Origin of the sequence: Paraglaciecola algarum (genome assembly GCF_021532655.1) — a bacterium.
GTDB classification, from domain to species: Bacteria; Pseudomonadota; Gammaproteobacteria; order Enterobacterales; family Alteromonadaceae; genus Paraglaciecola; species Paraglaciecola algarum.
Genome location: NZ_JAKGAS010000003.1, coordinates 243,812 through 262,288, shown reverse-complemented (window position 1 = coordinate 262,288; position 18,477 = coordinate 243,812). Strand labels below are relative to the sequence as shown.

Sequence of the window (18,477 nt, the reverse complement as noted above, 5' to 3'; positions counted from 1 at the left end):
TAATTGGCCTAATTAATTGTATAAGTTAAAGTGGTATTTTTAACTGAGTCGAGCGCTTTATGAATACCACTATTTTTGTTTTATTAAGTTACATAGGTCTAATTGTATTTTTACTGGTTTTTTTGGGCATATACCGCACCTCTTTGGTTTTAAACAGAACTAAAAAAGCCAATGGATTTAAGCCTGATGGCTCTGACGTGCCAGACTTTGGTCAAAGGCTCACTCGTGTACAAGCAAACGCAGTAGAGTGTTTTCCCTTTATTGGTGGTTTATTACTTTTAGCCCTAGCTACCAATTCAGCTGTGATCACAGATGGGCTGGCATTGTGGTTATTAGCTGCGAGGATCGGCCAAGCTGGTATTCATTTGATTTCAACCAGCATACTTGCGGTGCAAATACGCTTCGCATTTTTCCTAATTCAAATCGGTATATGTGTGTATTGGCTGGGGTTGTTTGTGAGTAAGTTTTCTTAATGTTTAATTAATACCAATTACAGCAAAATAATTACCCACTGTATTTAAAACAGGTTTTATTGTCAGAGATGGTTGAATGCCACCATCTCTGAGCTGCTATTAAGTGCAGTTGACTCGCGCACTGGGCTATTGTTTAAGTGGAATAAACAATGAGTGGGTATCACCGTTTTTCAAAAATATTCCTGCTGTCATTACCAGCGGTTTACCGTTTTCAGAATATATGCCCATTCGTTCATATCGATGAACTTCCACGGTTTCACCTGTGGTGGTGACATATTCTTTATCAGCCACTTTATAGTGTTTGGCTCTTTGCCAATTTAAACCGTCGGTTGAGGTTAACATGCCCATATAACCAAATGCATGATATAAGTTATAATAACGCTTACGCTGGGCGTCATACCAAACTTCCGGATCTTCTGAATTATAATTAATCACCACAGGCTTATGTTGCATTTTCCAAGGGCCTAGCGGGTTGTCTGCTAATAACGCAGCCTGCATTCGGATAATTTCATGGGGTTTTTGATCCGGTTGATCACCGCGAATAACCATTAAATAGTCACCTTCAGGGCGCTTAGTCACAGTCACGTTATTTGACTGATTGGCAATAGGTAATTGAGGTTCAAATACTGGTCTGGCAAAGCGTTTCCACGGTCCTTGGATATTATCAGCCACCGCCACCCCAATACGTTGATTTAACCGCAGCATATTTCTCAGATTACCAGGCTTCCAATTAGAACTACGTGCTTCTTGAAGTTGCTCTTTGGTTAAGTCTGTAATACCTGAATTTGTCGACATATAATAAAGGTAATATTTGCCGTCAAATTCATACACTTTAGTACAATGCACTGTGTATTGATCCCAATAACCATCGCCTCTACCACCCATAACTTCTTGAACTTTTGTCCACGGCCCTGTTGGGCTATCAGAAACAGCACGAGATACAATGCCATCGGTTAACCAAGAATAAAAACCATGCTTTTTAGGCATTTGGTCGTAAAACAAATGATATTTTCCATCTTTGCCTTTAACAATGGTTGAACCCCAGTTGAAATATTCATCATCATGAAAAATATTTTCTTGGGCAACCGGTTGCATGGCTGCTGACAAGTTGTAATCGTCGGTGTCTGTTGCCTTCACTGCCATGGTAATTAGTAACAAGGTTAGGGATAAAACAAGACTTGTAAAACGGCAGTGAACAAATGGATTTCTTTGACTACTTTTCATTAATAAGTGTTCCATAGTATCGAGCAAGTTGAATTCGTATACTGGTAAAATACGATGCGATAAGTAATTTTATAAAAGTGTTATTTATCATGCATTGCACATAGTTTACGGTATTAAGTACACAGTTATCAATAATTAAGTCAGTGAGAACTACGTCATGACTAAGCCAATAAATTCTCGAAGAGATTTTTTTAAAAAGACAGCTGCTGCATCATTAGGATTGACTTTAGCACCTAGCTCATTGGCTGGAACAAGTTCCCCTAAACAAGCTAAACCTCTAGACCAAATAAAGCCTATTTGGCGCAACAAACAAGCTGGCATTGCTTATCGCATGATGGGCAGAACTGGTATGATGGTCTCAGAGTTGGTGATTGGCACTTTCCCTTTTACTAGTGACTCTTATGACTCAGTCATGGATTTTGGCATCGAAAAAGGCATTAATTATATAGATACAGCGGCTGCCTATAGCCAAGGGCAAGTAGAGACAACTGTAGGCAACTATTTTGCTAAGTCAGGAAATCGTGACAAAGTCTTTTTATCTACTAAGTTAAGTGCTTATTATGGGTATATCGACAGGGTTATTCGAGAGATCGAAAAAGGCTTACCTCAAGGTAAAAAAGACGCGTTAGTTAAAAAAGCCAATGCCATGATTGAGCAACGTTCGGTTATGAAACCTGGCTATCATATGAATTATTTTGGTGGCCAAGAAGCGCAATTTCCAAGGACTTATTATCGGCACCTGATGCTTCAAGAGTATGGCTTTAAGTCTGAGTGGCGCGGTAAAATTAAGCAACATGCCTATAAGTTACTTGAAGGTGCCCTCAAACGATTACAAACCGATCACCTGGATGTTTTACATTGTCCTCATGGTATTGCTATGCCTGAAATGATGGACGACGAGGTGCTTCAGGAGCTATTTGTTGAGTTTAAACAAAAAGGATTGATACTTGCATCAGCGGTGTCGTTTCATAACGATGTAGCTGGGCATTTGGCTAAAGCTATTGAAGTGGATTATTACGACGTGACTATGTTTGCCTACAATATTGCTAATCACGCTGCACTAGAAAATTTAATGTATAAAGCCAAAGAAGCTGGCATTGGAATGGTCGCCATGAAAGTGGCTAAATTATTATGGTTAAAAGATCAGCCACAATGGCGCCTTGATAAGTTAAACACAGCGATCCCAGACCAAACCATGTCTAAATTTTCTAAAGCTTATTTGTGGGCGTTACAAAATCCCAACTTGTCAGCTTGTGTATCGGAAATGACAACAGTAGATATGATAGTCGATAATTTAAAAGCGGTTGGCAGAAAAGTAGACATAGAGTCTGTATAAAGCAGTGCTATTTATGTTTTGGCCCTTACGATTGGTGATGCCCCTCATTGGTTTGTTTATGGCTGGCTAAACCCCGTCAGTAAAAAGTATTGAAATTTAACAGGTGCAAACGATTAGTTGAGTTATCATATGCAGCTAATTTTTTGCTTGTTGTTTATTTATTATGTTTTCATTTTTTGAGCGGTTAACCAATCCGTTTCCGGTTGAACATCCAACACAACCGCCAAAAACTCTTTTGGCTTTTTGTCGTTATTATACTCAAGGTATGTGGCCGGCAATTTTTACAGTATCGCTACTAGCAGCCTGTATTGCCGCACTCGAAGTCTCTTTATTTGGATTTTTAGGTCAGTTGGTGGACTTGTTAGCCGCTAGTGATCGCCAAACCTTTTTTGCTGAAAACAGAACCCAATTGATTTGGATGGGAGCTTTGGTGTTAGTGGTGTTACCAATCTTGGTGATCACTCAGTCTTTAGTATCTCATCAAAGTTTGATGGGAAATTTCCCCATGAAAATCCGCTGGCAAGCCCATAGATATGTGATTGGCCAAAGCTTAGGGTATTTTCAAAATGAATTTGCTGGTCGTGTCGCGACTAAAGTTATGCAAACTGCACTAGCCGTGCGTGAAACCGTGATGAAAACCTTAGATATTATGGTTTACGTGAGTGTGTATTTTGTCAGTATTTTATTTTTAGTTTTTAGCGCGGATTGGCGCCTAACGGCTCCGCTAATTATTTGGTTTATTGTGTACTTAATTATTTTACGAGTACTGATCCCTAAACTTAAAAGGGTATCTCAAAAACAAGCCGATGCACGATCTATGATGACTGGCCGAGTGATTGACAGCTACACCAATATCACCACAGTGAAGTTATTTGCTCACACCAGCCGTGAGGCAGAATATGCCAAAGAAGGCATGAATGGATTTTTACAAAGTGTCTATCCACAAATGCGTTTAGCCACAGTGCTTTACGGATGTGTTTGGTTTAGTAATGCTTTATTAGTTTTTAGTATCAGTGCCTTAGCGATATATTTATGGATGTTAGAGCTAGTGACCCCTGGCGAAATCGCTATTACCATTAGCTTATGTTTGCGCTTAAATGGCATGTCTCAATGGGTGATGTGGGAAGTCTCATCTTTATTTGAAAATATAGGAACCGTACAAGACGGTATTAATAGTTTGTCTGTGCCGGTTGAAGTAAAAGATCAGCCAGAAGCTAAAAAGTTAAACATGCAAGGTGGCGGCATTCACTTTGATAAAGTGAACTTTGCTTATCAAGGTGCGGGTGATTTACCCATTGCCGTATTTAAAGATTTAAATATCCAAATTAAACCAGGTGAAAAAGTAGGATTGGTTGGTCGCTCTGGGGCCGGTAAATCTACTTTGGTCAATTTGCTATTACGTTTTTACGATATTCAAACAGGCTCTATCAAAATAGATGGCCAAGACATCAGCCAAGTACAGCAAGAGTCGCTTCGAGCAAATATAAGTATGGTGACGCAAGATACTTCTTTGTTACATAGATCAGTGCGTGAAAATATTTTGTATGGGCGTTTAGATGCCAGCGAAGAAGACATGTTAAAAGCGGCTAAACAAGCCGAATCACATGAATTTATTCAAAGCCTTTCTGACTTGCAAAATCGTACCGGATACGATGCTCACGTTGGAGAGCGTGGGGTGAAGTTATCCGGTGGTCAAAGACAACGTATTGCTATTGCTAGAGTCATGCTCAAAGATGCGCCAATTTTGATATTAGACGAAGCGACTTCTGCACTTGATTCAGAAGTTGAAGCGGCCATTCAACATTGTTTAAATAAAGTGATGGAAAACAAAACTGTGTTGGCCATTGCTCATAGATTATCTACTATCGCACAAATGGATCGCCTTTTGGTATTAGATAAAGGCCGTATCGTAGAGTCAGGCTCCCACGCTGAACTACTAGAAAAAGGCGGGATTTATGCCAAACTGTGGGAGCATCAAACCGGTGGGTTTATTGGGTTGGAGTAAAAGAAGTTGCAAGCATCGAGATACGAGCTTTGAGTAAAGAGCATTCGAAATCGTTAGTTTTTAGCTCGAAGCTCGTGTCTAGTCGTTCGTCACTATGCTGTTTTTTTAGAAAATGCTAAATTGAGTGATACAACCAATATGCCTGTTTTTGATGATTTTGTTGTGCCAGAATGTTTAGAAAAAATAGAAACTCTATTTGAAGATGAGCATATTTTGCTGATTAATAAACCCAGTAAATTGCTGAGTTTATCCGGTAAAAATCCGTTGAATATAGATTCGGTGCATTACAGGTTAGTGCCGGATTACCCTGAAATTACTCTAGTTCACCGTTTAGATTTTGGCACTTCGGGTGTGTTGTTATTGGCTAAAAATAAAAGTGTTAACGCAGAGCTAACAAAGCAGTTTCAAGACAGAACTGTACTTAAACGGTATGAAGCAATGTTGAATGGGCACCTTGAAAATAGTAAAGGTGAGATTGATTTACCCATCTCAAAAGACAAAGCCAATTTTCCACGCTTAAAAGTATGCCGGCAAACAGGAAAACCTGCGGTGAGTCACTTTAAAGTGTTAGAGCGGCTTAATTCACCTAATCGAACACGAGTTGAATTTACCCCTATCACTGGCCGCACCCATCAACTTAGGATCCACAGCCAAGGATTTGGACATCCTATATTAGGCTGCGATTTGTATGGCTCTGAGCACACACTGGCTATGGCGTCTAGAATGCTATTACATGCCATAGAGCTTAAGTTTCTACACCCTGTTACTCGAAACCCTATGACGATAAAAAGTTCTTGTCCTTTTTGAATTTGTGACTGATTATTTACGAATAAACTAGCTATTAAATATTAGTGATGGAGGCTATAAAACCAATCAAGCCGCCAAATACACCACCCCATACTACTAACCAACCTAGATGCTCTTTGATCATTTGTTGAATAATATCTTTGACCATTTTAGGGGTAAGTTCGTTTAAACGTTGTTCTACAATATTGGCGATCTTTTGTTGTAAATCGTCGCCCATCTCAGGATGTTGAACTTGTTCTTGAAGAATTTTTGCAAACTCTTCACCTTGAGTGATGTCTTTAATAGAGTTAGTCATTTTGTCAATAAATGGCTGTTTGAGTGGCTCTAAGGCTTCAACACCACCAAACATGCCTAACATTTGACCAAAAGAAGAAGCTTGAATAACTGCCACCAAAGAGTCAAAAGTGGGCGCTAAGTCTACTTTATCAATAATAGGAGCTAAGTTTAGATCTAAACTCTGTTTACCATCAGTTAAAAAACGTTGGATATTTTCTGCAGTGAAAAACTGCTGCATGATTAAATTACGAATGCCAGCTTTAAAATCTTCGAAACGTTCTGGGATCACCCCAGAGCCATACAAGCCAGGCACTTTTTCAAATAACATATGAATGGCGATCCAGTTGGTGATGGCGCCAGACAAAGCAAACAGGCCAACTGTTTTGATAATCTGATTTTCTAAAATAAAACCACAGGCAATGAGTAAAATAGCTAAACCATTCGTTATAAGGTTTTTGTTCAAAGTGTTGATTCCCAAAGTATTGATTCGATTACATTAATGCATATGCAGGCTTTATATCAAGATTTGCTGAACAGTCAATAATAAAACTGTCACTAGGGGATTGAGTGATAATAATTTATGTAGCTAACTCTAATTTATTCTCCCAATCCAAAATGCTTTATCAAAATACCTTTGCGTTATTTAGCATTCTGTTAACCTTAACTTGTTAATTAATTGTAATTACTTTGTTGTTCGGTATTTTGTGTTGGGAAGATTTACCTTTTGGGTAATAGATTTTGTTAATTGGGATTTAGGATGGTGCAATATGAATAGACGTGATTTTGTTGTGGGCACAGGCGCATTAGTCGGAGCCAGTGCAATTTCAGCCAATGTTCTGGCTAAATCAGCAGCAACTGACGCTGCTCATGGAAATGCATTTCAATTAAATTACGCTCCTCACCATGGGCATTTTGAGCACTCTGCTGGCAAGGATATAGTCGATCAAATTCGATTTGCTGCTGAGCAAGGTTTCAAGGCTTGGGAGTTTAATGGATTACCCAATGTGCCAGTGGCTGAGCAAATTCGAATTGGCAAAGCTTTAGCAAAGCATGATATGCAAATGGGCGTATATGTGTCGGGAATGGCAAAAAACTTTTGGTCAACTAAGCCTGTGTTTTCTGGTAATGATCAAGGTGCCAGGGACGCGTTTTTATCTTTAGTGAAAAGCCAAGTAGAAGCAGCCAAACGAGTCAATGCCAAATGGACTACTGTCGTACCTGGCTTTGTTGATCCTAGAATGCCAATGGGCTTTCAAACGGCCAATATCATTGAACTCTTGCATAGAGTGTGTGACATTTTTGAAAAGCATGATCTGACCATGGTGTTGGAGCCCCTGAATACTCGAGTTAACCATCCAGATATTTTCTTGACCTCAGTCGACCAAGCTTATGCTTTATGTACTGCGGTAAACCGCCTTCAATGTAAAATATTATTTGATATTTACCATGAACAAATTCAAAGCGGCAATATTATTAATACTATTGATGCTGCGTGGGATCACACAGCCTATTTCCAAGTAGGAGATAACCCAGGCCGTAATGAGCCCACTACAGGGGAAATCAATTATAAAAACATTTTTGCTCATATCCATAAAAAGGGATTCGATGGCATTGTAGGTATGGAACATGGCAAATCTAGAACAGGTTTAGCCGGTGAAAAAGCCTTAATTGAAGCTTATAAAAAGACTGACCCAGTATAATTTGTTGTTACTTAAAAACACTTAAGACCACTCAAGGTAAAACGAAATGAATCGTAGAGAGTTACTTATACAGGCTATGGCAGTTATGGGGGCAGCAGTGAGTGCACCTGTGCTGTCAGCCGTGAATGCGTATGCCTCAGCATCAAACAAACAAGCTCACCTGTTTACAGGGCCAAGTATTTTTAGCCCGAAACAACGAAAAATGATCGAGTTGTTGACTGAGATGATCATTCCACAAACTGATACGCCAGGCGCAATTGAAGCCGGTGTGCCTGATTTTATCGATACTCTCGTTTCTAATTGGTATGCAGATTATGACAAAAAATATTTGTTTCATGGAATGAGATTATTGGATAACCATTGTTTAGTGTCTTTTGGCAAGGATTTTATAGCCTGTTCAGAAGAGCAACAAATCGTCGCATTAGAAGATGCAGAGCAAAATGTATTAGGAGCAATAAGTGATGGGGAAAAAGGTGGTCATAGCCAAAGAGTGGCGATTACCCCGCAGGATTGGGCACCTTGGGGAGACAGGCATAGAGCAGGAAATGGTTTCTTTTCACAAATTAAGAATTTAACTGTGTTGGCTTATTACACATCTGAGATTGGGGCAACTCAAGCACTCATTTATGACCCAGTACCGGGTGAATACATTGGCGATGCTGATTTTGCCACTTACGGTAAACATTTTACTAATTAAGCTTCCAAGACTTTAAGGATGTGTGATGAGCGAGAATAACGAATTTGATGCCATAGTAGTGGGGTCTGGTGCCAGTGGCGGCTGGGCAGCAAAAGATTTATGTGAAGCTGGGCTTAAGGTGTTAGTACTTGAAAGAGGTGGAAAAATGACCCACCAAACTGGATATATTACTGAGCATATTAAGCCCTGGGAGCGCAGCCATACTAATGGTGCAGACTATGCTCGAAGAAAGCAAGAATACGGAACTTATCATAACTATGTTTATGATAGTAATGAGCACTTCTTTGCTAAAGAAAAAGATGCCCCATATAAAACCGATACCCAAACTCCTTTTATTTGGGTGAGACCAGGAACAGTAGGAGGTAAGTCTAACCTATGGGGCCGCCAAGTTTATCGTTGGAGTGATCTAGATTTTGAGGCTAATAAAAATGATGGTCATGGAATTGATTGGCCAATTCGTTATAAAGATATTGAACCTTGGTATGCCAAAGTTGAAAAATATATAGGGGTGCAAGGTTCAGTTGAAAATTTACCTCAATTGCCAGACAGCATTTTTACCCCAGCTTTGGATCTGAATGTGGCTGAAAAGTTTGTTAAAGGTAAAATTGAAAAAAACTTCCCAGAACGTAATTTGATTATTGGCCGTAGTGCTAATACCACTGAGGCTCGCCCCGAACAAGGCAGAACAAGTTGTCAATTAAGAAATCAATGTAATACTGGCTGTTCATTTGGCGGTTATTATTCTGCGGTGAGTGTGTCTTTGCCTGCCGCGCAGCGCACCGGTAATTTGAGTATTCGCCCCAACTCTGTAGTGGCCTCGTTAGAATATGATGGTGAAAAACAAAGAGTGACTGGGGTAAAAGTAATAGACAGTGAAACTAAACAAGAACATATTTTTCGCTCTAAAATTGTATTTTTATGTGCATCGACAATTGCTTCCACCCAAATATTGATGAATTCGCGATCTAAAGCTGCACCTAAGGGATTAGGTGGTTCATCGGGGGCATTGGGTCATTATTTAATGGATCACACTTGGGGCACACGTATTTCAGGAAACGTACCTGGATTCGTAGGAAAAATTGAAAAGGGTCGTCGACCTACCGGTCTGTATATTCCCCGTTTTAAAAATCTTAAATCTACTCCAGACAAAGGTGCTGAATTTTTGCGCGGTTACAATTTTCAAGGCGCAGCCACTACGGATGGCTGGGGGCAACGAGCTGGGGCGACACCTGGTTTTGGTAAAAAGTTTAAGCAGGGAGTGCAAACACCTGGGCCTTGGCGTATTGCTTTATATGGTTTTGCTGAATGTTTACCCTACAAAGACAATAAAATGACCTTAGATTTTGATGATCTTGATCCTTATGGCATTCCACAAGTGGTACTCAATGCTCGTTTCAAAGATAACGAACACAAGCTGGTGGTGGATATGATCCGTGAAGGTGAAGCTATGCTAAAAGCGTCTGGAGTAACAGACATAAAAAGCCATATGGGCGATATGTTACCAGGCTTGGCTATTCATGAAATGGGTACCGCCAGAATGGGCCATGATCCGTCTAACTCTGTGTTAAATAAATGGAATCAAGTGCATGAAGCGCCGAACGTATTTGTCACAGATGGTGCCTGTATGACCTCATCTAGTTGTGTAAATCCAACTCTAACCTTTATGGCATTAACTGCTAGAGCTGTCGATCACGCGGTCAAATTGTTAAAACAAGGAAATATATAAATATTTGTAGAATAAAAAACGGCCTCAAAAGAGGCCGCTTTCAAGGTTGACCGATTATTAACATAAGGTGTCAACCAGCATGTAGACTTTGACGAAAGGGTAAATACCCTTTTAATAATTAGATGCGGTCTTTAAGTACAGCCGCGATAGGCGAGTCAGCTAAGCCGTTTTCAGCGGCCCAAACAGCGACTGTTTTACCATCTTTTTCTGGTGCACTTAAGTCACTTTTAGGCATTTTTTTCACGATTAATGTGCCTGTTTCAATTGCATTGCTCAACATAGCAGTACGAATTAAGCTGTTACCACCACAGGATACACCTGAATAATAATCTTTAATTTTAAGACTAAAATCAGACTCTACCATTTTCATTTTTTTACGTAGTTCGCCTTTATCATCCGCTTTTACAATGGTGCAGATATTTTGTAATGCTTCTCCTACATCTGCTTGGGCGTTGCCAGCAAGAATGAAAGAAGTGGTGACAATGGCGATAGATGATTTAATATTTTTCAACATAGTTAAATGCTCAGTAATTTAAGTGGTTAGGTTTAAAGCCTTACTTTGCTTCTGACAAATATTAAAGCAATTTTTTACCGCTTAAAAAATCTACAAATCGATACTTAGGTATGAAAAGTTATAAAAAATTATCGTGGTTAGTTTGTCCTTCGGTTACACCACAAATGTTGTTGATGGTGGTAGTGGCAATTTCATTTAGGGCTTCTTGGGTAAAAAAACCTTGATGACCTGTGATCAGAACGTTATGGAAGGTGGATAATCTTTGGAATAAATCATCTTGGATCACCTCGTATGAGCGATCTCTAAAAAATAGTTCCGACTCCATTTCGTATACGTCTAATCCTACATAGCCAATTTTTTGAGTTTTAAGACCTTTGATTAATGCACTGGTATCGATTAAGCCCCCTCTAGATGTATTGATAATCATCACACCATCTTTCATCTGTTGGATGGCGTTAACATTGATCATATGGGAATTATCTTGGGTAAGTGGGCAGTGCAAACTAATAATATCGCTGTGAGTCAATAAATATTGTAGGTCTACATATTCAACTTTTGATTTAATTAGAGGGTTGGGAGTTGGGTCGTAGGCTAAAATTTTACAACCAAATCCTTCAACAATATTAATAAAAGCACTACCAATATGGCCAGTGCCAATCACACCTATTGTTTTATTGTGTAGGGTAAACCCTAGTAAACCTTGTAGCTCAAAGTTGCCCTCTTTAACTCGATTATAAGCTTTATGAGTGCGGCGGTTTAAGGTCAAGATTAAAGATAAAGCATGTTCCGCCACTGAGTAAGGTGAATATACCGGTACGTGACTCACACTTATGCCTAATTTGTGGCAGGTTGTAATATCTACATTATTGTAACCTGCACAGCGCAGGGCGACATGTTTTACACCTAACTCAGCGAGTTGCTCTACCACTTGAGTGTTGACGTCATCATTTACAAACACACATACAGTGTCAAAACCAGCAGCTAGAGCAACGGTTGTTTGTTCCAAGCGCGATTCTATATGGCTAACAATAACCGGCTTAGTTTGCTCAAATTGAGCAAATACTTGTTTGTCGAAACTTTTACTGCTGAAAAATGCCACTTTGTTGGAGCTTGATTGAGTCATGACAAAAACCAATTAATATGAGTTGTTTTGATAACATTATTTAACGGCTTTTTATTCTGTATATCAATCTACAAATGCAATAATTTTGTGCTTATACCATTTAACACATGTGTCCGGGTTTAATCCTAGGTAGAATGGCCAAGTAAACTTTTTTATCCTTTTACTTTTCAATTTTAGGTTATTTCATGGACTCGATTTTACTCATCATTTTTGTTTCTTTGGCCATTGCCACTGTGCTGAATATTGTATTTAAGAAACTATCAGTGTCACACATCATCGGTTACATCATAACCGGCACAATTATTAGCAATTTGTTTAACTTTAATGGTAGCGAAAACTTACATTCATTAGATTTAATTGGTGAATTTGGCATAGTCTTTTTGATGTTTACTATTGGTCTGGAATTGTCCTTTAATAAATTGAAAAAAATGAAAGAAATCGTTTTTTTTAATGGCAGTATGCAGGTTTTAGTCAGTGCTTTGGTTATTTTTGTCATCGCGAAATATGGCTTTTCGCTTGATACGACATCTTCCATGATCATTGCCTTAGCATTTAGTTTATCTTCAACCGCTATAGTGCTGAGTTATTTGAAAAAGTCTAAAGATGTGGTCACCCCCTATGGCGAAAAGTCTGTGGCGATTTTAATTTTTCAAGACTTAGCCGTGATCCCAATTTTATTGTTGATAAGCTTTTTAGCCAATGATCAATTATCTATGAGTGAGGTGTTACTCAACACCTTTATTTCAGCGACTTTAGTCATAGTGTTTATGTTTACCTTAGGTAAAAAAATCATAGAGTGGTTATTGCACTTTTCGACTAATGCTAAGTTAGAAGAGCTATTTTTAGGCTCAGTATTAAGCATAGTGATTGGGGCTTCTTTACTTGCCCACCATATGGGTTTCACTTACTCATTAGGGGCCTTCATTGCCGGCATGATAATCGCCGAGACTAACTTTCATGTAAAGGTGGAGTCTGACATTGCCTCATACAAAGATGTGTTGCTGGGGGCCTTCTTTTTCTCCATAGGTACCAAGATCGATTTTGTGTATTTTTATCAAGAGTTTTTGGCTGTATTAGCTGTATTGGCCTTGGCCATGCTAGTTAAGGCACTAATTGTATTTGTGCTGATTAGACGTAAATCCAATAAAAGTGATTCTGTCAAAACCGCCATTGCCTTGTGCCAAATCGGAGAGTTTTCTTTTGCTATATTCTCATTGGCTTTAAGTGAAAAAATTCTATCAGCTGAACTGGGCAGTTTTTTAATCTTGGTGACTGTATTGTCTATGATAGTCACGCCATTTATGGTGAATAATATTTACAAGTTGGCTTCCTATTTCGCTAAGGAATTTTATGAATCAGACAAGATTTCGCCCATCAATCAAAGTCAGCACACTGTGATATGTGGTTTTGCTGTTACCGGACGAATAGTCGCCAAAGAACTAACTAAACAGAATGTTAACTTTGTGATTATTTCTGACAATTTACAGCATGTATTGTTAGCCCGAGAGCGAGGCTATAAAGCCTACTTTGGGCATTTAGATAAGCGTCCAGTACTTGAGTCGTTAAAAGTTGAACAAGCGGCGAGTGTGATAGTCACAGTAACCAGTTTATTGACTAAAAAGATTATCTGTCAGGCTGTGTTGGCCTATCACCCTAGTGCTCAGGTTATTGTAAAAATAACCAGTTTAGCAGAGCAAGAAGCGCTTGCTGGTATAGGCATTACGGATTTTGTGCATGCTTATCAAGAAACGGCTAGATTGTTAGTGCAAAGTAGTGTCAAACATTCAAACTTAAACCAAGTTTTGAGCACAGAGAATAAAAGCTAAATATGGTTCGCCATTGGCACTATCATTTTGATAAATACACATTAATTAAAATTTTTATTTGTTTTAAAAACTGGTGGCAAAGCAAATCCAACGATACTTACATTTTATTAGACGCACAGTAATGGGAAACTTGCATTTATTTGGTACACTCAAATTATTCAATTGCTGGCTTGAGTATAAATAAGGAACCAATATGAAAACTATGACTTGTAAACAATTAGGTGGCGTGTGCGATTTAGCATTCTCAGCCGAAACATTTGAAGAAATCGTCACTCAGAGTAAAATACATGGCATGCAAATGTTCCAACTGCAAGATCCGCAACATATGGCCGCTATGGCAAAAGTACAAGCGTTAATGGCCAACCCTCAAGCTATGCAAGAATTTATGGATGCTAAACGTGCAGAGTTTGATGCCTTGCCTTAGGATTAATATTTTAATCCATAAACTTAAAAGAGTAGTCTGATTAAGCAGCGCGCGTTAACTAAATTAACACACGCTTTGATTTAGTTTGTTGCTATTACAACGCTTGATACATAGCTGTTAAGTCCATCTCATCTTCTAAATCAGCTTGTAATTTAATTAGCTCAGCAAACAAGTTGCGTACTTTAGATTTATATTTAGCTTGGTTGGCTAGGTTTGTCACTTCGTCAGGGTCAGCTGCTAAATCAAATAATTTAATAGTGTTGGCAAGTGGGTAAACCAGTAGTTTAAAACCATCTTTTTTGATCATACGTTGGCTATCAATATAAGCGCCATAAATAGCGTCGTAATGGCTGTTAGTGGTTTTACCTTTAGCTAAATCTATGATTGAGTTGAAAAACACATAGTCAGGTTTTTCAGCTCCGGCTATTTCTAAGCTGGTAGCCATTACGTCTTGTAAGTAAATATCTGCATCGACAGTTTGGCCGCCTTCTATGCCTGGTCCCCAAATGATAAACGGAGCACGTACACTTTCTTCATACATATTTTGTTTACCAAATAAACCACGCTCACCTACGGCTAAACCGTGATCGGCTGTGTAAATAATATAGGTATTATCCATTTTGCCGCTGGCTTTTAGTACGGCTAATATTTCGCCAACTTGAGTATCTAAGTGGCTGATCAATGCGTAGTACTCTTTTAAGTGCACACGAGTGGCATATTCGGTACGAGGAAAAGGCGCCAATGCGGCATCACGTAATCTAGCGCTGTTTCCAATAAAGTCTCTTTCTGGGTAGTTGTCAGCCCAATTAGAGGGGAGTGGTAACGATTCTTCGTCGTACATGTCTTGATAAGCCTGTGGAGCTTGTCTAGGGTCATGGGGGGCGTTAAACGCTACGTACATGAAGAATGGGTTGTCACTAGCTTTGGCTTGCTCAATAAAACCAAGAGTGTCATCTTTTAATACTTCGCTCCAGTGTTTGCCACCTTTCCAAAAACCAGTGAATTTAGGGTCAGTGGGTGACCATGAGTCATCATTTTTACTTAATGGGCGGTTGTAACCAACCGGTAAAAAGTCGCCAGGGCTTTTATAGTCAGTTTTACCCGCCATAAAGTCATCGTAGATCTTTTGTTGACTAGCATGGTCGTATGCGTCATCCGGCATACCTGGGCGAACGTGTTTGGCATTTTGAAACACTTTTTCTGCGCTAGCAGCTACGTGCCATTTACCTGCCATATAGGTGTCATAACCTTCTTTTTCGAGTAACTTAGCCCAAGTTGTTTCAACGCCTTTACCTTGGGCAAATTGGCGATCCATTTTATGGGCTTGCCATACCGAACGGCCAGAGTTAAGCATTGCACGAGATGCCTGACATACCGCGCCATTCCATGCGCCCATGTTGTATGCATTGTTAAAGTTAACTCCATTTTGGGCAAGTTTATCAAGATTAGGAGTTTTTATATGCTGATTACCATAAGCGCCTAGCGTTTTAGGGGATTGATCATCAGCAAAAATAAACAAAATGTTAGGTTTGTCAGATGTTTTGCTGGTGGTCGCTTTGTCTACGACTGGCGCAGTAGTTGTTTCTTGTTTAGCCACTGAACAACTCATAAGTGACAAAGTAGCCATTAATGCCATTGGGATGAGTGCTGATATTTTTATTTTTTTCATATTTTTTGCTCTATCCTTAATTAAATTCTTCATTTCAAGATTAAAAGCTAAGTATTTATTTAACCAAAAATCAGATTACTTTGCTTTAATCACGATTGGTTTGCTCTTAAGTTGATCTGAGTAAACTCTAATATTGATATCACCCACCTCACCCTTTTTACTTTGTACAATTAACATAGCTTTACCGTTAAATGCACGGCGATAGTCGGCTTTGAAGGGAGCGACAGTAGCTGAGTTGCCATTACCAACCGCTTCTATTACACCAGCTCCTTCTACGAAGAAACGGATTTGATTATCTGCTGTTGGACAAATATTGCCATCTTTATCTTTTACCAACACTGTGATGTAAGACAAATCTTGACCATCTGCGTCTATTTCAGTGCGATCTGGAATTAATTCTACTTGTGCGGGTAATCCAGCGGTTTTAACTACTTGCTCGGCTGCCACTTTGCCTTTGGTATAAGCCACTACTTTGATTTCGCCGGGCTGATATTTTACGTCCCAACGTAAGCGATACCCTGATTGATAGTTTTCGCGTTTTTCACCTTCCCAACGTAAGAAGTTAACTGGTAAATCGGCTTTATCGACACCTTTGGTTTTACGGCCCATTGATTTACCATTTACGAACAATTCAACTTGTTCGGCGTTGGTGTAGGCCATGACTGGAATAACTTCACCAATTTTGTTTTGCCAATTCCAATGAGGTAAAACATGCACCATAGGTTTAGTTGTCCACTGACTTTGGTATAAATAATACCTATCTTTTGGAAAGCCCACTAAATCTACTGCGCCAAAGGAAGAGCTGCGAACAGGCCAATCGGCATTCCAATATCCGTCACCACTATGATCTTTACCACCATAGGGAGTCGGCTCGCCTAAATAATCAAAGCCGGTCCACATGTATTCACCCATCACTGCTGGTGTTTTGGCTAAGTATTCAAATTCGATTTCTGGTGGATATGCCCAAGGTGGGCCAATAATATCGTAGCTAGTTACATGGCGAGAATCATGGGTTTTGTATTTCTCGATAGGAAAATGGTAAACCCCGCGAGTACTTGTAATAGACGAGGTTTCACTAGCTACAAGTGGCCAGGTGGGGTGATCTTTGTGACGTTGTGCATAACTTAAAGGTTTGTAGTTTAAACCAGGAATATCTACAGCAGCAGCTAATCCATTTTTAATTGCACCAGGCGGATTGTTAAAACCAGCACTGACTAAACGACTAGGATCTACTTTGTGGGCAATTTTTGTTAACATTTCAGCTACTGCACCACCGTGTTTTTCTCTTTGCTCCATTATTTCGTTACCAATACTCCACATGTAAACAGAGGGGTTATTTCGGTATTGGATGATCATGTCGGTTAAATCGCGCTCATGCCATTCGTCAAAGAATACTTGGTAACCATTGTGTACTGATTGTTTTTGAATGCCCCACACGTCGAAGGATTCAACTTGCATTAATATGCCCATTTCATCTGCCAGCTCTACCATTTCGGGGGAAGGAGGGTTGTGTGAGGTACGAATTGAGTTAACGCCCATAGACTGCATGATTTCTAGTTTACGCTGAATGGCTCGGCGGTTAGCAATAGCGCCAATTGGGCCATTGTCATGATGTAAACACACGCCATTAATTTGTACGCGGCGCCAGTTCAACCAAAACCCATCGTCAGGTTTAAATTCTAAATGACGCACACCAAGAGGGGTAGTATGTTGATCTACCGTCACACCATTTTTAATAATGCTGGATAATATTTTATATTGATGAGGATTTTCAGTGTCCCAAAGAATAGGGTTATTGATGGTAAAACTCTGATTAACTGTTTTAGTACCTTTGGCTAACTTACCTAAATTTTTAGACGCATTTAAAACCACAGTACCATCAGCTGCAATAATTTGTGTCTGTAATTCTGATTTTGCTTGACCACCAAAATTATTGATTTTGGTTTCCAAATCTACGGTGGCTTTTTCACGTGTGACTTCTGGCGTGGTAACGTATGTTCCCCATTTAGCTACATGTACGGGATCGTTTATTTCTAACCATGTGTGGCGATATAAACCTGCGCCTGGGTACCAACGTGTGGATAAATCCTTAGGAGAAAGTGATACGGCAATTACATTTTCTTTATCGCCATAGTTCAGATGTGGAGTGAGGTCGTAATTCACCGCCAAGTAACCAAAAGGACGACGTCCTATAAACTCGCCATTAATATAAACATGGGCATCATACATAGCGCCATCAAATGTTACGGATACAAATTTATCTTTGTCTGCTGCAGATATTTTAAATGATTTCCGGTACCAACCATCACCATGAAAAGGTAAACCGCCATTTCGAGCGTTGTATTTGTTTTCAAATGGGCCTTCAATTGCCCAGTCGTGAGGTAAGCTAACCGCTTGCCAACTGCTGTCGTCAAATGCTGTTTTTTCAGCATCGACTTGTTTGCCCTTGCTGAATAACCAGTTGTGATTAAAGGTTTGTTTTTGGCCTAGTTTGTCTGCTTGATAATAACTCACAGCTAGGGCCTTCGGAGAAAGAATAGATAAGATGCTGCACAATGTAATCGAAGCTATTGTTGTACCCTGAAAAGTACGGAAAATATTCATAAAGATAATCGTCTCAAAACTGGATTGTTAATTTATATATAATTTTAATTTGTTGTATATGATAGGTTTAACT

The 18,477-nt window shown here is 39.4% G+C and carries 15 protein-coding genes; 9 read left to right on the top strand and 6 right to left on the bottom strand.

From position 1 onward, the window contains the following. Positions 1 to 59: 59 nt before the first annotated feature. The gene (locus tag L0668_RS07300; protein ID WP_235311435.1) at positions 60 to 473 is read left to right on the top strand and encodes an MAPEG family protein; all 414 of its coding nucleotides are present in this window, start codon (positions 60 to 62) and stop codon (positions 471 to 473) included. 126 nt (positions 474 to 599) lie between these two features. Here L0668_RS07300 and L0668_RS07295 read toward each other — a convergent pair whose 3' ends face one another. Next, entirely contained in the window at positions 600 to 1,697 is a 1,098-nt protein-coding gene (locus L0668_RS07295) for a glycoside hydrolase family protein (RefSeq protein ID WP_235311434.1), read from the bottom strand. Positions 1,698 to 1,854: 157 nt separating this feature from the next. On the opposite strand from L0668_RS07295, the gene L0668_RS07290 reads away from it, so the two are divergent. The 3 genes from L0668_RS07290 (at position 1,855) to L0668_RS07280 (ending at position 5,845) form a co-directional block, all read left to right on the top strand. Then, a complete protein-coding gene (locus tag L0668_RS07290) occupies positions 1,855 to 3,033 on the top strand; it encodes an aldo/keto reductase (RefSeq protein WP_235311433.1) in 1,179 nt (392 codons plus the stop codon). Between the two features lie 163 nt (positions 3,034 to 3,196). Further along, positions 3,197 to 5,038, top strand: coding sequence for an ABC transporter ATP-binding protein (locus tag L0668_RS07285; protein ID WP_235311432.1), 1,842 nt, complete (start codon positions 3,197 to 3,199; stop codon positions 5,036 to 5,038). A 138-nt stretch (positions 5,039 to 5,176) separates the two neighbouring features. Then, positions 5,177 to 5,845, top strand: coding sequence for an RluA family pseudouridine synthase (locus L0668_RS07280; protein ID WP_235311700.1), 669 nt, complete (start codon positions 5,177 to 5,179; stop codon positions 5,843 to 5,845). A gap of 34 nt (positions 5,846 to 5,879) precedes the next feature. Here L0668_RS07280 and L0668_RS07275 read toward each other — a convergent pair whose 3' ends face one another. Further along, positions 5,880 to 6,584: a DUF445 domain-containing protein gene (locus tag L0668_RS07275; protein ID WP_235311431.1), complete on the bottom strand. Its 705-nt coding sequence runs from the start codon at positions 6,582 to 6,584 to the stop codon at positions 5,880 to 5,882. A gap of 304 nt (positions 6,585 to 6,888) precedes the next feature. On the opposite strand from L0668_RS07275, the gene L0668_RS07270 reads away from it, so the two are divergent. The 3 genes from L0668_RS07270 to L0668_RS07260 are packed head-to-tail and all read left to right on the top strand — an operon-like array spanning position 6,889 to position 10,244. Next, a complete protein-coding gene (locus L0668_RS07270; RefSeq protein ID WP_235311430.1) occupies positions 6,889 to 7,821 on the top strand; it encodes a hydroxypyruvate isomerase family protein in 933 nt (310 codons plus the stop codon). A 46-nt stretch (positions 7,822 to 7,867) separates the two neighbouring features. Next, positions 7,868 to 8,518 carry a gluconate 2-dehydrogenase subunit 3 family protein gene (locus tag L0668_RS07265; protein WP_235311429.1) on the top strand — a complete coding sequence of 217 codons (651 nt, stop codon included), beginning with the start codon at positions 7,868 to 7,870 and terminating at the stop codon, positions 8,516 to 8,518. A gap of 25 nt (positions 8,519 to 8,543) precedes the next feature. Then, positions 8,544 to 10,244, top strand: a complete 1,701-nt coding sequence (locus L0668_RS07260; protein WP_235311428.1) for a GMC oxidoreductase — start codon at positions 8,544 to 8,546, stop codon at positions 10,242 to 10,244. A gap of 118 nt (positions 10,245 to 10,362) precedes the next feature. On the opposite strand, the gene L0668_RS07255 is transcribed toward L0668_RS07260, so the two are convergent. Further along, positions 10,363 to 10,758, bottom strand: a complete 396-nt coding sequence (locus tag L0668_RS07255) for a DUF3718 domain-containing protein (protein ID WP_235311427.1) — start codon at positions 10,756 to 10,758, stop codon at positions 10,363 to 10,365. Between the two features lie 118 nt (positions 10,759 to 10,876). Beyond that, positions 10,877 to 11,881, bottom strand: a complete 1,005-nt coding sequence (locus L0668_RS07250) for a 2-hydroxyacid dehydrogenase (protein ID WP_235311426.1) — start codon at positions 11,879 to 11,881, stop codon at positions 10,877 to 10,879. Between the two features lie 185 nt (positions 11,882 to 12,066). Here L0668_RS07250 and L0668_RS07245 point away from each other — a divergent pair, with 185 nt between their 5' ends. Then, positions 12,067 to 13,707 (top strand): cation:proton antiporter domain-containing protein, encoded by a 1,641-nt coding sequence (locus tag L0668_RS07245; RefSeq protein ID WP_235311425.1) that lies wholly within the window; start codon positions 12,067 to 12,069, stop codon positions 13,705 to 13,707. A 193-nt stretch (positions 13,708 to 13,900) separates the two neighbouring features. Continuing rightward, positions 13,901 to 14,131: a DUF1059 domain-containing protein gene (locus L0668_RS07240; RefSeq protein ID WP_235311424.1), complete on the top strand. Its 231-nt coding sequence runs from the start codon at positions 13,901 to 13,903 to the stop codon at positions 14,129 to 14,131. A gap of 94 nt (positions 14,132 to 14,225) precedes the next feature. Here the strand turns inward: L0668_RS07240 and L0668_RS07235 are convergent, their stop codons facing one another. Together L0668_RS07235 and L0668_RS07230 are read right to left on the bottom strand one after the other, a co-directional pair. Continuing rightward, positions 14,226 to 15,800: a sulfatase family protein gene (locus tag L0668_RS07235; protein WP_235311423.1), complete on the bottom strand. Its 1,575-nt coding sequence runs from the start codon at positions 15,798 to 15,800 to the stop codon at positions 14,226 to 14,228. 75 nt (positions 15,801 to 15,875) lie between these two features. After that, positions 15,876 to 18,314 carry a DUF4982 domain-containing protein gene (locus tag L0668_RS07230; RefSeq protein WP_235311422.1) on the bottom strand — a complete coding sequence of 813 codons (2,439 nt, stop codon included), beginning with the start codon at positions 18,312 to 18,314 and terminating at the stop codon, positions 15,876 to 15,878. Positions 18,315 to 18,477: the final 163 nt, after the last annotated feature.

Excerpts from the sequence above, each read along its gene's own strand:
- L0668_RS07300 (WP_235311435.1), top strand. The coding sequence starts at position 60 with ATGAATACCACTATTTTTGTTTTATTAAGTTACATAGGTCTAATTGTA.
- L0668_RS07295 (WP_235311434.1), bottom strand. The coding sequence starts at position 1,697 with ATGAAAAGTAGTCAAAGAAATCCATTTGTTCACTGCCGTTTTACAAGT.
- L0668_RS07290 (WP_235311433.1), top strand. The coding sequence starts at position 1,855 with ATGACTAAGCCAATAAATTCTCGAAGAGATTTTTTTAAAAAGACAGCT.
- L0668_RS07285 (WP_235311432.1), top strand. The coding sequence starts at position 3,197 with ATGTTTTCATTTTTTGAGCGGTTAACCAATCCGTTTCCGGTTGAACAT.
- L0668_RS07280 (WP_235311700.1), top strand. The coding sequence starts at position 5,177 with ATGCCTGTTTTTGATGATTTTGTTGTGCCAGAATGTTTAGAAAAAATA.
- L0668_RS07270 (WP_235311430.1), top strand. The coding sequence starts at position 6,889 with ATGAATAGACGTGATTTTGTTGTGGGCACAGGCGCATTAGTCGGAGCC.
- L0668_RS07265 (WP_235311429.1), top strand. The coding sequence starts at position 7,868 with ATGAATCGTAGAGAGTTACTTATACAGGCTATGGCAGTTATGGGGGCA.
- L0668_RS07260 (WP_235311428.1), top strand. The coding sequence starts at position 8,544 with ATGAGCGAGAATAACGAATTTGATGCCATAGTAGTGGGGTCTGGTGCC.
- L0668_RS07255 (WP_235311427.1), bottom strand. The coding sequence starts at position 10,758 with ATGTTGAAAAATATTAAATCATCTATCGCCATTGTCACCACTTCTTTC.
- L0668_RS07250 (WP_235311426.1), bottom strand. The coding sequence starts at position 11,881 with ATGACTCAATCAAGCTCCAACAAAGTGGCATTTTTCAGCAGTAAAAGT.
- L0668_RS07245 (WP_235311425.1), top strand. The coding sequence starts at position 12,067 with ATGGACTCGATTTTACTCATCATTTTTGTTTCTTTGGCCATTGCCACT.
- L0668_RS07240 (WP_235311424.1), top strand. The coding sequence starts at position 13,901 with ATGAAAACTATGACTTGTAAACAATTAGGTGGCGTGTGCGATTTAGCA.
- L0668_RS07235 (WP_235311423.1), bottom strand. The coding sequence starts at position 15,800 with ATGAAAAAAATAAAAATATCAGCACTCATCCCAATGGCATTAATGGCT.